Origin of the sequence: Pseudomonas sp. 31-12 (assembly GCF_003151075.1) — a bacterium.
Classification (GTDB): Bacteria; Pseudomonadota; Gammaproteobacteria; order Pseudomonadales; family Pseudomonadaceae; genus Aquipseudomonas.
Genome location: NZ_CP029482.1, coordinates 903488 through 920552 on the forward strand (window position 1 = coordinate 903488; position 17065 = coordinate 920552).

Annotated in this window: 5 protein-coding genes; 3 read left to right on the forward strand and 2 right to left on the reverse strand. The window is 56.0% G+C overall.

Going from position 1 to position 17065, the window contains the following annotated elements:
• Nucleotides 1-191 precede the first annotated feature (191 nt).
• Nucleotides 192-7232, forward strand: coding sequence for a TcdA/TcdB pore-forming domain-containing protein (locus DJ564_RS04145; protein WP_162556169.1), 7041 nt, complete (start codon nucleotides 192-194; stop codon nucleotides 7230-7232).
• A 136-nt stretch (nucleotides 7233-7368) separates the two neighbouring features.
• Nucleotides 7369-14463, forward strand: a complete 7095-nt coding sequence (locus DJ564_RS04150) for a TcdA/TcdB pore-forming domain-containing protein (RefSeq protein ID WP_178082281.1) — start codon at nucleotides 7369-7371, stop codon at nucleotides 14461-14463.
• 90 nt (nucleotides 14464-14553) lie between these two features.
• Here the strand turns inward: DJ564_RS04150 and DJ564_RS04155 are convergent, their stop codons facing one another.
• Nucleotides 14554-15198 (reverse strand): hypothetical protein, encoded by a 645-nt coding sequence (locus tag DJ564_RS04155; RefSeq protein WP_109627776.1) that lies wholly within the window; start codon nucleotides 15196-15198, stop codon nucleotides 14554-14556.
• Between the two features lie 260 nt (nucleotides 15199-15458).
• Between DJ564_RS04155 and DJ564_RS04160 the strand changes: the two genes are divergently transcribed.
• Nucleotides 15459-16286, forward strand: a complete 828-nt coding sequence (locus DJ564_RS04160; RefSeq protein ID WP_109627777.1) for a hypothetical protein — start codon at nucleotides 15459-15461, stop codon at nucleotides 16284-16286.
• Nucleotides 16287-16453: 167 nt separating this feature from the next.
• Here DJ564_RS04160 and DJ564_RS04165 read toward each other — a convergent pair whose 3' ends face one another.
• Nucleotides 16454-17050, reverse strand: a complete 597-nt coding sequence (locus DJ564_RS04165) for a MarC family protein (RefSeq protein ID WP_007937197.1) — start codon at nucleotides 17048-17050, stop codon at nucleotides 16454-16456.
• Between the last annotated feature and the right edge of the window lie 15 nt (nucleotides 17051-17065).

Below are 17065 nucleotides of genomic sequence, written 5' to 3' on the forward strand. Positions count from 1 at the left end.
TGTTTGTTGTGTCTTGTGTTCGATAGAGGCCTCGTTAGAGCAACTGTGCAGGTTGTTTGGAGTGCCATCACCGCCAGAGCCTTCAGCGCTGGTTTTCAAAGTTAGTTCAGGGTCGCAAACGTCGACGGATGGACCGTGCGCGACGCTGCTGACGGCGCGTATTTAAAAATTCTTATAAGGACATGGATGTTATGAATCAATCTCAGGTACCAGCCTTGGCGGGTAAGTCGTTTCTTCAGTATTTCCAGTCAGACGATGTTCAAACACTCGCGAGAGAGTTTCACGCCGCGCCTGAATATGACGCGTTGGTTGGCTATTACACAGCGTGCGTAAAGGATCAGCGATGGACTGAACTGATGGCGCCGTTGTTATTGTTCAAAGACACGCTGGACGCTCTGATTGGCCAGCGAACCGCGCCGATATCGCCAGCGTTGGCCGACCTCTCTGCGCGGCTCGAAAACTATTCAAACCGACTCGTCCAGACTGTTCGGATGTTGAATCCGGTTGCACCGCCAGTGCCGAAAATAATGCACTTCGTTTGGGTGGGCGGGAGCGCAGTGGGCGCTATTCAGCGAGACTACATCAACATCTGGAAAGAGGTCATGGTCAAGGAAGGCCATACGTTCAACCTGTGGTACGACAGTGACGCAGTGCTGGCGTTCGAGATGAATCGGGTGATCCTGGAAAGTGCCAGGGCGCATGCCATGGAATCGGGGGGAGCGACAATCGCCACGCCGGCAGAACTGGCCCGGATGATCGAGCATCGGGCCCGGGTGCTGAAGGTGCAGATGGCGGCCCATCTCAGCCAGGAACGCTGGGCTGGCAAGGCGGATGAGGCGCGTATTGATCTGATGGTCCGTGCCTATGGCAAGGACGAGGCCACCCTCATCGCCTTCAGGCAAAAATGCCTGGACAGTCACTTGGCCATGGTGGACGAGCATCTGCGGTTACGTGATGTTCGTGAGGTGTTCAAAGAGCATCTTTTATGGGACGCCTATCAGCGCGAGGTGGCAGGACGAGGGAACTTTGCTGCGGCCAGCGATGTGGTTCGTTTGCAGGTCGAAGCGCTGGAGGGCGGCCGCTACAGTGATGTGGACTACTTGCCGCAATTGAAGAACCGACTGGGCGGTGTCGATATCACGTCCTTCGACGAACGTGCGCGAATTGGCGTATTGCAACTCCTGCTCAATCACAATGAGTCGTTGATGCCCGGCCGCGACCCCGGTCGATACCCTGACCGCACGATGATTATTCCTGAACAACACAGGAAAGCATTAACCGAGTTTGCGCTGCAGCGTCCGGGTGTTAACGACATATTCTCGGTACCGGTAAATAGTGAAACGCCCATGGACGGTATTCGCATGGCGATTCAGAACAACGGTGAAATGAATTCCCATATCGTGGCGCATGCCGGCGCTGGCTCGATCCAGGCAATTATCGAATTTATCAGGTTCAACTACGATTTCCTGTCAGCGTTTGAATCTCGATTGAGCACGGAGGGTGCAGACTGGAACAGTAACGCGGCCGTAGAAGATATTCTCGTGGCGATGGTGAATGAAAAAAATGCCGAGGTGCCTGCGCTGTCACAAACGCGCCGAGAGTATTTAGGCAAATTGGTTGCTGCCATTGGTACTTACTACAGTGACGGTATTCGTTATGACTCCCGAGGGACCATTGATTTAACCGGGCCCGGGGCTGCTATTAAAGGGCTTGAGGAGTACGTGGAGAAGCATCTCCTGTTTGAGGGGAAAGACGAAGTTCGAGATCGGTTGAAATTATCGGATGGCTACAACGTGGCCACCGAAGAAGAGAAGGTTTCTGGCTGGACGATCAATGCAACACCGCAAGAATGGTTGCAAAAAGAGCAAGAAAACTGGGCCGAAGGGAAACTGAAAACACGCTACAAGGGGAATTTTTCCGAGCTGTTGAGAGGGCAAACCCTAAGCTTCGAAAAGGGCTGGCCGCTCATCGAGGGACGACCGGTTTTGCTGACTGGAACCCTGCAGCGGTTGATGGATGAGCTGGGGGAACCCTTCATCCGTGCGATGAACGAAAAGCTCAGCGGTGAGTTGAGTTTTGATAAACCTTTTTCCCTGGACTTCGATGAACGTCAACGAATTCTGAACCAGCCCCTTGCAGAACTGCCGGTTTCCCTTGGTTTCGATCCGATTGGCAATCTGAATGAAATGATCGTTCGCATTGCCCGTGGGTCTCTGCCGCTCGAACAATTGAGTCCGGTACATCGGGTGGTGTTCGGCGGTCTGTTCGGCGCTCCGACCCTGGACAATGCCGGTTTCACCACCGCCTGGCAGCAGCTTGGCGCGCTCGCGCAAAATACGTCTGACCGGGGCCTGTCCGAGCGTTACATGGCGATCGAACAGGTGTTGCTCACGCAGAAAAGCCCCGCGTTCGAAGCGGCGTTTGCCGCTGTCAAAGCGCCGTTTGAACCCTCCAGGGAAAGCGCTCAGGTACTTAAGGTTCTTTCATTCGAGAAACCGCTGACGCTTCGGCAATGGGGCGAGAGTGTGGCTCGCATCAGACATCAGACTGAGTACGAGCTGCGCACCTACATTCTTCAGCGCAGTGCCTCGGTGCGTAAAACACTCCTGGAGGCGGGTGCGTCGATGGCTCGGTTAATGCCGCAGGGTTTGCTGGTCCGGGGCGACGGCGACCCCGGCAGGCGCTGTTATCCACTGGCCTTGCTGATGGCGGCGGCGACTCATCAGGGCCGCGAAGCCGTACAGGCACTGAGCGGCAGATTGGCCAATGCGCATTTCTCGCCCAGTGAAAGTGATACCCATGCCTTTCTTCAGGCGCTCGACGATTTACGCGCAATCCCCCAGGCCGATTTTGGCGACAAGCTCGGCGCGTTGAGTTTCGACGGAATCTTCGAGACGTTGGCGGCTAAATCCGCACCTTGCACGTTGATGCTCAATACCGAAAACCATTCGATGATGGTGGCCAGGACCGGGACGGCCGAACACAGTAGCTGGTCTTTCTACGATCCCAATTTTGGTGTCTTCGGTTTTGATCGGTTAGACCATCTCAAGCTTGGCATGAAGACACTGTTCAGCACGTCCGACCTGGCCAGGCAGTATGCGATCGAGTCAACGAATCGCTCACCTTTCAATGTGATTGAACTGGATGGCAAGCGCCTTGCCAGCAAGCACCTGCCATCCAAACTGCAAGTATCGACGCTGTTGGGCAATGAATCCTTGAGCTCGGGAAAAAGCGTCGCGCCGTGGTCTCATCACGCCCAATTGCGCACGCGCGCGCTGTCCGAAAACGCTCGATTGGGACGTGGCCTGTCCGAAAGGGATGCCAGCGTCTGGGCGACGAAGATGGATCAGGTCACAGACCGAGTGAGAGCGGCGAATGAGCTGGGGAGTGAGTACGTTCCCGTATTCGCCACCCTGCAAGCCCAACCGGATGACGGCTACACACTGTCGTTCATGGATGTCAAAACGCAACGAATCCGCGAGGTGACAACCAAAGAGCCGTTCCTCAAGCAGATCAAATCGTTTCTGGACAAGAGTATCGAGTACCTGGCGGGCCCCGGCGATGGACATAAACCTGTCGATCCGACGGATGTTTCCGAGGGTAGCCGGCTGAGTTTTGCGTTTGGTTTCCAGGCGTTGATCACCGAACTTCGCAATCGCGACCACAATGCGTCGCCTGGAACAGAGTCGAACCTGGCCGTCGCCGTTCGTCTTCATGGCTACCTGGGTTACGCGCAGTTAGCCCACGGTATCGCGCTCGACACGCTGCAAATGGCGAACCTGGTTCGCCAGCTGGTGACTGCCGAGCGAGCGATCGCCGTCAGGACTGCTTCGGCAGGCGGGCGGCTGCTGACGCGTGTCGCCGGCCCGGGGTTGGGGCAGGTGTTGGGCGTGGTCAATATCGGTTTTGATATTTATGAGCTCTACAACGCAGAAAACCACGAACAAAAAGCGCGTTTCGGCACTCAGCTGTTGTTCGATGTCAGTGCGGTTGTGCTCGATGGCGTCGCGCTGGTGGTCGGCGGGACAGCAGGTGCAGTCGCAGGGTTCTTGTCGGTGCCGCTGCTGGGTATCGGCATCGGCGTCACGGCGATTGCCGGCAATCTCGGACAAATCAGGGACAAGGCCGAGAAAGTGGCCGAACTGTTTACCCGGTTCAAAACGGCGTATAGCCCGCAGGCGTTTTCGGTCAAGGAGGGGGTTGTATCGATAACGCCCGAGTCGGTGGTGGAGATGCTTGATCTTCGCGAAGGGGTGATGGTGTTCGGCAGTCAGGGGCTCTTTCGCTCTTTGGGTGGCTCAGGGCTCCCACGGCCCGATGGCAACAAACAGAACGCCATTATTGTTCGCGAAAGCATGGGGCTGCCAAAACAGGTCGCGATTCCCGGCCCGCGCGTTCATGGTCGATTCAACGCTGTCGCGGCAGATTCGGCCTTGCTGCTTCCGGGTACACCCAAGTGCTATTACGGCTATGAGTATCAGCTGGGTTCCGATCCGGAAGTCTTTGAGTGGAGCGACCTGGTCTTGAGCGTGGTCGGTAGCTTGTCCCTCCTGCCCCGCAAATCGTATCCACAATATGACGTTTTACGGGATCTTGAGGCCAGGGAAGAAGGTTTCTACTTCACCCACGCCAGACCTTTCCCGCACATCCTCTACAAACTCAATCCTGTTTACGAGCCCACGATCATTACCGTGCGCGTAGGAAATGAAACGCGGGCGCTGTACGTTCCTGAGTTACCACGAGAGATGAGGGGCAAGGTTTCTTACCGCATCGACACGGTGAGGGGGGCTTACTCTATCGCACTCAGGCCAGGGCTCGTGGCAGTCCACCTTAGTGCACGCCCGGGTGACGAGCCGGTGAGCTGGGTGTTGATCGCCGACTGGATCACACCACAACAAGTCAGTGTCGGCGACGCGGGATTGAACATTGACGGTATTGAGCTGAGCATCGATACCGGCACCGAAGTGTACGTTCGAACGAAAAACCTCGAAACCTACCGCGTTGACCGGGAACACCGGAAACTGAGTCTGGCATCACTTCAGGCGGCCGACGGACGTTACTCGCAGGCTGAACTTGACCGTTTGAAAGTGCTTCACCAGCAGCAGCGCATAGGCAATGCTCTAATACCTGCGGGCAAGTTTTTGCTGCCTTTTGGCGAACCGGAAAAACCGCAATACACCGTGGGTTGGTACGAAGTGGCAAAAGAACGGTTCGTTTATGGCCGTCAATTCCTGGGCTCCGTCAGCGACAAACTGCAACTGGCAGCGGTGCAAGACGATCACGCTTATTTCTATCACCCGGACCAGTCCCTGATATGGCGAGTCAATGCCATCACGGGTTTGACCACCTGGCGCTACAGCGTCTTCAACCGGGGAAGTGAGGAGGCACAGATCATCGGCTGCCTGGATCGGGGCGCCGGCGTCGTTCAAGTGACCCAACGGGTGCGCCTGACCAAGACCCAGCGTTACCTGGTGGTTTATCTGATTCATGGCCTGGAAATCACATTGGTATCGGTGTCGAGCGAGCCACCTGACTATTTCGATACTTTGAAAGATGTCGTTGCGCTGTTACAGCAGCACGATATACCGGTCGCCGCTGATGTCGGCGGCGCCGAAGGGCAAGCGTCCTGGAAACCTGCGTCCTTTGTGACGGTGACGTCAGGCGACCTCGGCAAGCCGTCGCTGCCAAGATGGATCAACGGTCAGAGTCACCAAGTGTTGACGCCGCACCTGCCCGTCAGCGAAACCGCTGCGGCGCAACCTCAATTGAGCCTGCTACCACCCAATGACCCGGACGCTACAGCGTTCCTTTTTCACGATGCGCTCAGTCAACACCTCTATCATCAGCCCTTTACCGGCAATGAGGCGCAACGGGTTCCGATACCCGGCAGCGTCATGCTCAGGATCAGCGACGGCGGGTATCTGGTCGTCAACGAGTCCGGGTTGATGTTTGACGTTCGCCAGGACGCGAGCTTTTTCCTGGACGGCGTGACGGGGGAGTGGCTGGATGCTCATCCGATGTGGATGAGCGGTCTGGAAACCCTTGGCAAGGAGTATGCGGTTTCGCTGATTTCGCTCTCCGGGCTGTCGGACGTCACCGGTCAGCTGCCTGTCTTCGCGCGTTACCTGAGTAACAAGCTGTTGATAGCGGATATCGCGGCTGAAAAGGGTTGCCGTCTGCTGTCCGTCACTCGTGATGGCAAGCACGCCTGGTTACTCGGCCTGAGCACCGGCCACCTCTACCGTCAGGCGTTCATCGAACCCGAGCAGTTGAGCCGCGCGTTTGGCAGCGGCAGGCGGTTGATCAATGCTGACGCGCTCCCAAGACCGGAAAAAGTGTGGGGGCCATGGACATTTTCGCAAGTGCTGCCCTATGGCACCGGTTTGCGTGGCCGTACCCGTGAGGGGGTCAATCTCGAACTGATTGAAGGCGAACCGGCCCGGATTGTCAGTGTCGAGAACGCCTGGTCCTATCGTTACATGGAGTCGACGGAAGCGCTGACTGAACGCCTGAAAAACCTGGTGTCTGGTCGGGCCCATGCACCTTACCTGCCGATCGGGTACTCGACCGGCCGTTATGCTTATTATGTGCCTGAACTCAATCGTGTATTTGAGGTTTCCGGCAGGGCCGACGGACAGTGGGCGAACTTCCTCGGTACTCAGCGAGGGAGTGTTCCGCTGCTGTTTGATCCGGTGGAGGGCTTGATCTTCAACCGCAATACCAAAGAGGTTCTGTGGGTTGCAGCGAACAAGGCCAGCCGTGAGGGGGATGTCATGACACTGGAGGTGGCGGGAGAGGTGAAAGACCTTCTGGCCCTGGTGCCCGACGGTGTCAGCACAGTGATTCTGGGAGGCGCGGTCACGGGGTCGATTTATCACGTGTCGGACTCTGCCTGGCAGCACTTCGATTGCATTGTGGTTGATTGCACTGACTGGCTTGGCGTTGACGCAATGCCCACGCGCCTGATTCTGGCAACCGGGGCGCAGGATGACTGGCGTGTCGACAGGGCGGACACGCACCTGCTGTTCACCGATCCGGACAACGGCAGCAGCCTTGTTTTCCGTTCGGCTCAATCTGAGGATTGGACATTGACCCAGTCGCTGAAACTGAGTGTGCAAGTCCTTGGCGGTACGCTTGAGGTCGGCGTCCATGAGCTGTGGCAAACCCTGTTCGATCAGGGCGAAAGCAGCCTTGAACTCAAGGTGCTCGTCGAGAAGTTGAACTCGGTCTGAACAATCTGGGTGCGGCCATTGGGTCAATACACTCGTTGATACGCGACACGCCATTTCCGTGAGTGTTTTGCGGCCTCCTCTTGAGGCCGCTTTTATAACGGCCGGTCATTTTTTATTTTTACAGGGAAGTCTCTTTATGGGTGAGCAAGCAGCTCGTCACGTGCACGGCTACGTCAATTTTATTGATCTGTTTAAACTGTCCGAGCTTGAACAGGCGTTACAGAAACATAAAGGTACAGACGAATACGACGCGGTATTTCGATACTACTTCGCTTGTATCGCGGTACTCGATTTTCCGAGGATGCTGACCCCATTGGGTTTGCTGCGCGAAGCCCTCGGATCTTTTGTTGAACCCGGGCGCCGACGTCGACGCGCCGCGGAAATAGAACGGCCAACGGCACAGCCAGGCGACGTTGTTCCGGGTCTGACCGAGATCCGAAACAGGGTCGAAGGCTTTCAGGAACGCCTGTCCAGCAGCGTTGAACAGCTGAGTGCCGCGGCCATCGAAGTGCCGAAAAATCTACACTTCGTCTGGCTTGGCGGTGGCATCGGCGCTATCCAGCGCGACTACATCAATGTCTGGAACAAGGTGCTGGCCGGGCAGGGCTATACCGTCAAACTCTGGTACGACAACGACGCCTTACTGGCCTATGAGACCAACCGGATCATTGTCGAGGCCGCCAAGGCCGATGCGATGGTTAATGGCGGGCTTGGCAGCGAATCGTATCTTGATCTTGTTGATAAGTATGAGGAACGGGCGATTGTTCTCAAACAACAAATGTTCGCCCATATCAACAAAGCGGTAGAGCGCGGTGTTAGCGCTGACGAGGCGCGAATTGATCTTCTGGTCCGTGGGTATGGCCAGAATGAAACGACCTTGAAAGCGTTGTGGGAAAAGAATCGCCAGAGTCTCTCGGCCATGGGCGAGGCCGGCGTGGAACTCCGTGATCTTGCAGCGAATGAAACACCGTTGCACATGCAGGCCATTTACCAACGGGAAATCAGTCTGCGAGGCAACTTTGCTGCGGCCTCCGATGTGGTGCGCATTGAGGCCTTGATGGCCGAAGGCGGAAGCTATGCGGATGTCGATAACCTGCCACCGCTTCTGGAGAAGCTGGGTGATGTGGATATCAGTCAATTCGGCACTGATGCGCGCCTGGGCATAATGCAGTTGTTGCTGGATAAAAACCCGCAATGGATGCCGGGTCGTGAGGCATCAAGAAGCAAGTACACCGATTACTTTGGGCGCATTCCTGTCGAACATCGCCCGGCGCTGGAGCGTTTCGCTAAAAGTCGCCCACAGTTGAATAATGTCTTTCGCACGCCTTCAGAACGCCTTGTTCGTCCGGATGGACTGCGAGCGGTTGCCGAGCGGAGCAGCCTGAGTAATGCGTTTCTCATGGCTCATCCCGGATCGACAATGTTGAGGGCCGTGATCGACCGCTACAAACTCAACTATGAGATTGTCGACGCTACGGCCCGCTTGGCCATCGAGAACCAGATCGCGTTGATCGATGCCGAGACCATGAGTGGTTTTGCACGGGAGGTGGTTGAGAGAACATTTGGCCCGCTGGATGTTCTTTCGCCGGAAGAAGAAATCGCCCTCACTTTTTTGATTCAAGCCGCAGCGACTTACTACAGTGACGGCATTCGCCCCCAAAGCGAAGTGACCATCTATCTGACCGGGCCCGCCGCGATGCGTGATGCGCTCGGGGATTACGCCAAACTGCACTTCACCCCTCGTGCCGCGGTTGCCTGGCGTGCGGACGTGGCTATTGACTCCACCACCACGGTGAACCTTGCCACCGAGGAGGAGCAGGATCACTCCTGGAAAGAAAACGAAAGTGACACCGTCGAATGGCTCAAGAACGAAAAAAAACGTTGGGAGGCCGGACAATTCAAAGCGCGTTACGTAGGTAAAGTGGATCAGTTGTTAAAGAGTCAGACGATCCATTTCGACCAAGGCTGGCCAATCATCGAAGGTCGACATGTGTTGTCGACCGAGTTGCTGCAATCCCTGGCGCACCACCTTGGCGAACCCTTTTGGCGAGCGATGAGTCGGCGGACCACGGGTGAGGTGACGTTCGACAAGCCGTTGCCGCTGGGTTTTGACGAGCGTCAATCCATCCTTGCGCAGGAGATCGCGCTACCGCCGTCGTTGGTCGGTGAGCCGGCCACCGGGGATTTGCCTCTGGATGAGTTGCTTCACCGCATTGGCCGAGGGACTTTGCAGGTTGAGCAGCTTGACCCCCGGCAACGGTTGCTGATCGGCTCGATACTGGGGGCGCGAGCCATGGATCAACGCAGCTTTGATCAGGTTCGCGCACGGCTGGAGAACCTTGCCAACAACGTGTCTGAACTGGGCGTGTCACACCGTTACGGAGCCATTGAGCGGGAGCTGTTCAAAGAAAATCCCCCAACGTTCGTTGCCGGTCTGGCCAGTGCCTCGATTCCCACTGTAGCGTTGTCCGAGAGCAGTATCGAGCTGAAGAAACAGGCGTTGGAGCAATCTCTGACCTTGCGGCAGTGGGGGCGCCAGGTCGCCCGGATTCAGCAGGTGGCAAAACTCGAATTCCGCGACCGCATCAGCGAGCGCATGACCGACGTGTTGGAAAGCTTCGATCAAGGCAGCTTCAAGCTGGTGCCACAGGACTTGTTGCTGATGGGCACCGGTGACCGGATCGCCGGGCGTTGCTACCCATTGGCATTGGCCATGGCGGCGGCGATCAGCAAGGGGCGCGATGCGGGCAACATTCTTCGTGAGCGGTTTTACCTGGCGGTCATTGAACCCGAGAGCCGCGATTCGAATGCATTCGTCAGTACGCTCGAAGAGCTTCGCGATGTCGACGTGCATGAGCTCGGCGGGCCGGTGGTGCGCTCCGATCTGGCACAGGTGATCACGGCGCTTGAAAGGAAAACCGGCAGTGGCACGTTGATGCTCAACTCGGATAACCACTCGATGCTGCTGGCTAAAAGTTTCGTAGGCGAGCGCAGTACCTATCATTTCTATGATCCGAATTTTGGCGTTTTCGAGTTCGATACTGCTCAAGCGCTCAGCGCAGCGTTGACCCATTTTTTCGTTCATCAAGAAATGGCAGGGCCTTACGCTGCTTACGGCGAGCCCGCTCGTCCGACCTTTGATTTGATTGAACTCGACGCCGCTCGACTCAATGCAAAGGTACTGTCATCGGGTGTCCGAGTGTCGAGTCTTTCCGACTCGGGCAGCCTGCCAGAACAAGCGCCCCGGACAAGGCAGCGACTGGCCAGCGCGCGAGGGCAGTCGCTGGTCAATAACGGGGTGCTGGGCAGTTCGTTACTGGAACTGGACGCCCACTGGTGGGGCGGACAGATCGCGCAGGCAACACGCCAGTTGCAGGAGCAACACGGACTGTCGTCGGGTGCCGTTGCGTTGTTCGAGACATTGGAGATCACTCCGGCAGGCGAGTACAAAATCAGTCTGGTCGATACCGATCCAGCGCAGACCCTTGTGCATGTCACCACCGAGGATCCGCGGTTCCTGAGGATCAAGAACTACCTCTCAGGCACCTTCCATGCGTTGGCAGCGCAACCGCATGAGACGGTCGGCTCGCCTGACCCCACGGACGCCAGCAGCGTCCATACGCTCAATGCCGGTTTCACCGTGCAAGCCTTGATGAACGCACTGCGCCATCATGAAGGCGCGGCCAGCGGTGGTGACAAGGCCCTGACCACTGCCATTCGTTTGCATGCCTACGTCAACTACGCCCAGCTGGTCCACGGCAACGTAGTGGATGTGATTGGCGTGGTGACACTGGTGCGTCAGGCACTGGACGATGAAAAGCTGATCGCCCGCACCAGTGCGCCGTTGGTACAAAAGGCGTTGGGTCACGTGACCAATGAAGGCGTCGGTACGGTGTTGGGGATGGTGAATGTCGGGTTTGATATTTACCAGTTGAGCCATGCCACCAATGACATTGAAAAGGCGCAGTTCGGGACGCAACTGGCGTTCGACTCCGCAAGCGTCGTGTTGGGTGCCGCCGGGCTGGGTGCGGCATTGGCGGGCGCGGGTACTGTGTCTGCGGTGTTGGGCGGTGTCGGGGTGATTCTGGGTGGGTTGGCGGTGGGCGTCGCTGCGCTGGCCGAAGGGTTTGCCACCATTGCCGGGGAAGCCAAAGAGGTTGCCCTGTTTTTTGAGGGGCTGGAAAAGGCTTATCTACAGGGCGGTTATCGTCTGGACACGGTCTCGAATGCCTGGATTGCGCATCCCCCGCTGGTCTTCGCCGATCTTGATCTGCGCGCATCGACAGTCCGTTTTGACAGCCCGAAACTGTTCCCGCTTCGCGACCATTTAGGGGTTCCGGATTTCGATGTGGATTACAACCGCGCCATCGATATTCGTGTCGGCCTTGGCTTACCCGACTCGGCGTCTTTTTCACCGCGGCCTGGGCAGGCGATCGTTTTGCCCGGCACCCCAAAAACCTGGTACGGCTATGAGTACAAGCTGCTGCCGTTTGTCACGTTCCGTCATGCCGGCGGCTTCGATACGGCACGTCGGCTGGAGAAAAAGAATGAGCAGGGACACTGGCAGTTTCTGTTTTCGTTCTACTCGTTTCCCGGCGAGTACGTGGTCAACCGGCTGAACCCTATCTACAAACCCACGGTGTTCAAGGTTCGTCTCGACAACATCAAACGCTCGCTGGTCGTGCCGGCTCTGCCGAAGTCATGGCACGGCCTGATTTCCTACCGGATAGAAGGGGCCGGTGCCCACTGTTCCGTGCTGCTCAATCCCGGGGTGAACGTTGAGCTCAACGCGCCCGGTCACGTAGCCATGCGCTGGGTACTGCAGGCTCCCTGGTTGGCGGAGTCAGACATTCTGGTAGCCCCTGAGGGTAGCCTCGTTTCGGCTACGTTGGGTGTGAAGTTCACCGGTAGCGGCGTTCACGAGGTGTTGCTCAAGCTTGCGGGGAACACAACCATGCGCGTTGATCTTGTTGCGCTGAAACTGGAGGTGGTCGAAGTAGAGGCCGATCCGCAGCTCGGGGAGCAAGCGTTGCTGGATCACTTCAAGTCATTGGCCCGAGAACATCGACTGGCCATGCCTTACACCCCCGTCCACAACTTCGTGGTGCCGTTTGAAAAGCCGGACGAACCGAGGACGGTGGCCGCGTATTACGACTCGGCTCAGGATCGTTTTCTGTATATCCGTGACCCGAATGTCCTGTTGGCCGATGAGGCAGTGCTGGGAGCCGTGGTCAACGGCTCGGCCTATTTCTATCACCCCGACGGTTTCGATGTCTGGCAGGTCGACGCGATCACCGGCACGCTGGTTCAACGCTATCGTTTGCTTGTCAGAGAGGGTTTGAACATTGTCCGCTGTGAGACTGTGGCCAACGGCGGCATTCAGGTTGTTCAGCAGTCCACTCCAAACGACGGCCGGCACGATGAGCTGACCTTCCTTATCCATGAGCGTGCAGTGATACTCGGCTCGATCACTCTCGGTCAGGATCCTGCTTTGCAGGCTGCTTTGGAGGTCGACACGCTGACGGACTGGACGCAGGTACTGGGCAATTATGTGTTGCCGGCCAATTCCATCGATACCGTGAATTGGCGCCCCGGTGCGCTGGTTTCGATTTGTTGGCAGTTGGAAGACAAACAGCGTGATCTGGTCTGGGTCCGCGATGTTGACGGGTTGATCATCCGTGCAGCTGCCCGGCGTCACCATGCGCGGGGATGGAAGGATTCGATCAAGGCCCTGAACTCTCTTTTGCTGATAGCTCCCTCAGGTGCCGAGGGCGAAGTGTTCGTGACTTATGACAAGGACATTAACAGCCTTGTGCGACAGCAAAGGTCGATGGTCGAAGGGCTCGTGCAATGGTCTTCCAGAGAAATTTCACCCGCGGGACTGAAAAATGTTGTCGCCGTTGAGCATGGGCATCTCGCCCTGACCGATTCCGGCCTGTTCTTCAATATGACGCCGGACGGGTCTCTGCGCCTGGGCGGATTGACCGAAACCTGGTTCAAGGATCGAGCCCGGTGGTGGTCCGACCTGCCAGCGGTGTCGACGCAGTACCCGGTGTCGAGTTTCGCCCTCGTTGGGTTGACCAACTTTACCGGGGACGCCGGTTTGTGCGCCTGGTACCTGCAGGATCGGCTGTTGCTCGCGGATCTTGGCCATGGCAAAGAAGTGCGGTTGCTGAGTATCGCCCCAGACAATCAGGCCGCTTGGTTGTTCGATCTTTCTACGGGCAAGATTTTCAGCCAGCGCTTTATCGATACGAAACACTTGAACGCTGCATTCGGCCAGGGCACCAGGCTTTTGCAACCGGAGGCATTGCCCGCCCCGGTGCAGGAGTGGGCGCCCTGGGTCTTTTCCGACGTGAAGCCGGAGGGCGCGGGCATGAGGGCAACGACGCTTGATGGTATCGAAGTGGATTTACAGCACAACCAACCGGTGCAGATGACGGGTGTGGACAGCCGCTGGGTCACGACACTGGAAGGCCCGTTGAGTGAGGGGTTGGCGGCGCTGGCGAACGAACATCGATGCGCCGATTTTCTGTCCGTCAAAAACCCTGAGAGCCTTCAATGGTATGTGGTCCGGACCGGACGATTGATCCGGATTCCGAAAGCCGCCATTACGGCGCAATACACGCTGGTGGGCACCCGGAATCAAACCAATGTGATGCTGCACGAAAGCGAGGATGGTCTGTTGCATACCTATCCGCAGAAAAGCTCGGTCGGGCCGCTCGACTATGTCCAGCGAAATGCCGAAGTGCTGGTGGTCGAAGGGCCGAAGACTGCCAACGACCTTCTGCCGTTGATTGCCGATGATGTCAGCATCCTGGTGCTCAAAATGGGGCAAGGGGCAACGACCATCCGGTTGACCCGAGCGGCCTGGATGAAACTTGAATCGGTCATCGTCGATTGTCGTTATCCGCTTGAGCGTCCACCCTTGATTCCGGGGAAACTGATTCTGGACGCCTCAGTCATGGATCAGCTATGGGTCAGCCTGGTTGAAGAACATTTGGTGATGAGCGGCCTGGACAGCGGGCACAGCCTGATCTTTCGCGGCGTTTGCTCAAAGGATGTCGGGCTGCGTGGTGATGTGTTCCTTACGCTCAATGGCTATCGATCGTGTGCGGTTTCGCAAATAGTGACTGAGTTGCTCAAGCAAAAAGGTGTTGCCGGTAGCGCAACGTTGACGCAGCTGATGTCGAATTATCAGCTCGAGGTGATTGCGGAACCGGCTATTTAGGATGTTAGCGTTCCCTGGCTGATTACTTGAGCAAAAACGCCCCTTCCGGGGCGTTTTTGTTTCCGCTGCGTAACAGCGTTTTCCGTTCGATTATGGCTGCCTGCGCAAAGCAAATCGATTCATGATCTGGTCGCGGAGTTTAGTCGCCATGAGTGCCCTTTTCGTGTCGAGTACATGTCTATTCAGTTTAAGAATCGCACTCTGCTGCACGAGCTTTGCTGACTGATTCTCCCAAGGCCAAAACATAAAACTGTTTCGTTCGGTATCGGCAACCAGCTCAAGATTAAAAATGGCCAAATGAAGATTCCCACTTGAATCGTATCGGGATGGAGCCACCTGGAAACGCCGCCCTTTAAGGCTTTCGTTATCCAGTGAGAGCACGGCGGGCTTATCCGACTTCAATGCATCCAGGGTGTCAATCATGGCATTGCCCTGCCTGGGATTTATGGTTCGCGCGCTTTGCACCAGAAATTCGGCAATGCTCCCGGAAATAGTAGCGCGAGTGCGTGTCGTGATGGCGCCTTCGTGGAGCGACCAGCCCAAAAACATCAAGGTGCGTACATATTCTTCCAGCCAGACTTGTGAGTTGCCGAAGCGATTGTAAGCAAGGTCGGCCGACCTTGTTGAAAGCCGTGTGCAGTCTGTTAAATCATCAAGGTCTTGCAGGGGTAGTTCGCCGATGCACGAGATAAGATTGTGGTGCGTCAGCACTCCGGCGGGTGTTTGATTGTGCATAAGTCACTCTTGGTAAATGGGGTTGGTTTAAAATGTGTGAGTGTGGTGTGTCGCTTATGCAGATTACAGTGGGCTAAGTAAAATAGTGTCAGGAATGTGCGCTGAATATGTTTCTCGGATTTGATTTTATTTATTTTTCGGTGGGCTGGTTGTCGTTGTACATATGTGGAATTCAAATTCGGTTTGTTAGGGGGGGAGCGCTGCGCTAAATTCTAACGGTGCCCTTGAGGGCTCTATAAATTACGAAAGGAATAATGAATATGGATAGTATGGAAAGTACTATTAGCATTGAAGAAAGTACTGCTTTAGTAAGGGCGCGCATTAGTAAGCGCCAGATAGTGCAACCAGCGGTCCGCCGCGTAAAACGCCTTGCGGTAAGTGCCTCTGTCGATAGTCCAACCAAAGAGCTTGATGCAGTGGTTTTGGCTGAAACACTCGTGGGCTATGGCGCAAATATTTCTCTTGAGAACATGGCGATTATTGAGAATCTGATCAAGTTCGCAAAGCTGGAGGCAAGCTACGAAGTTCCATCTGGTGAACCAAAAGGCTGGTATCTGGCTTTCCTGCAGTGCATGGACGAAGCCGGTTGTTTAGTCGCTGACTCTGGGTATACCTCTTATAAGAAGAGCACCGCTCAATTAACAATGGATAACATTGTTACCGATATCGTCAGGGCGGGTGTTGATGCTGCAAAAGCGGCGATTCCTGGTGTCTCAGCACTGGGCGTAATTGCTGATACTGCATTGGATGCGCTGAAAAAAGAGCCTGAAGCAATCAAATTGTTTAGCAGTGAAGTTATTAAAAAGGAAGGTGTCAGGCTGGCGGTAATGCCCTGTGACCAACTGGAGAGCGGTATTATTATTACTTCGTTGACGTCGATTGATTGCGTCGATCAAAGTGACAAAAAAGACCCTGTATTTTTTAACTGGGAAACGTCAGGTGTGGAGATTTTCCGTGGCAGCTCCTACATGACCTTTAATCCACTTCGTTACGCGGCAATCAAGAAGGACCTGGAAGAATACCTCGGGCAGCATTACAAAGCGGCGCTGAGCAAAAGGTTTCAACGACGCAAGAATTCAATCAGTTAAGTAAATTCGGCCAACGGTGTAATGCCATTGACCTCTTTTTAGCGTGCAGGGAAGACAGCGGTGCTGTGGTGAGTGGAACGGCGCCCTGTTCAATGTACCGAAATCGATTTCTCACAATCGATTCGCAAAGCCAGGCCGAGGGTTTTTAACCTTCGGCCTGGCTTCATTCAGGGAACCAGATAGCCCTTGACTCCGGTAAAGATGATCTGCGCCGCGAGTGCGCAGACAAACAAACCCATCAACCGGCTGACGATCTGCAAGCCTTGGTCACCGAGAATCCGCTCGATCCGGTTCGACAGATACAACACCACGCCAACCGTGAAACTGGCGAGGGCAATACTGAGAATTGCCGTGAGCTTGTCGTCCCAATGCGGCTGACTGACGCCCATCACCAGCAAGGCACCGATGGTGCCGGGGCCGACGGTCAGGGGGATGGTCAGCGGGACGATGGTAACGTCCTGCTGCACATTGTCGGTCTGCACCGCCGACTTGCCTTGGGCCATACCCAGCGCCGAGATAAACAGCACGCTGCCGGCGCCAATGCGGAACGCGTCCACGGTGATGCCGAAGACGCTGAAAATCACCCGTCCGAACAGGTATAGCAAGACGCTGGACACCAGTGTGGCGGTGGCCACTTTCCAGGCGAGTCGACGCTGTTCCTTGCGTGAATAACCGCGGGTCAGACTGATGAAGCAGGACAACACGAAGAACGGGCTATAGAGCACCAGCATCTTCAGGTAAACGCTGAACAACACATGGAGCATGGTGCAGGCTCACAG

Bases quoted from the DNA above. Each gene is read 5' to 3' on its own strand.
- DJ564_RS04160 (WP_109627777.1), top strand. From the start codon at position 15,459: ATGGATAGTATGGAAAGTACTATTAGCATTGAAGAAAGTACTGCTTTA.
- DJ564_RS04155 (WP_109627776.1), bottom strand. From the start codon at position 15,198: ATGCACAATCAAACACCCGCCGGAGTGCTGACGCACCACAATCTTATC.
- DJ564_RS04150 (WP_178082281.1), top strand. From the start codon at position 7,369: ATGGGTGAGCAAGCAGCTCGTCACGTGCACGGCTACGTCAATTTTATT.
- DJ564_RS04145 (WP_162556169.1), top strand. From the start codon at position 192: ATGAATCAATCTCAGGTACCAGCCTTGGCGGGTAAGTCGTTTCTTCAG.
- DJ564_RS04165 (WP_007937197.1), bottom strand. From the start codon at position 17,050: ATGCTCCATGTGTTGTTCAGCGTTTACCTGAAGATGCTGGTGCTCTAT.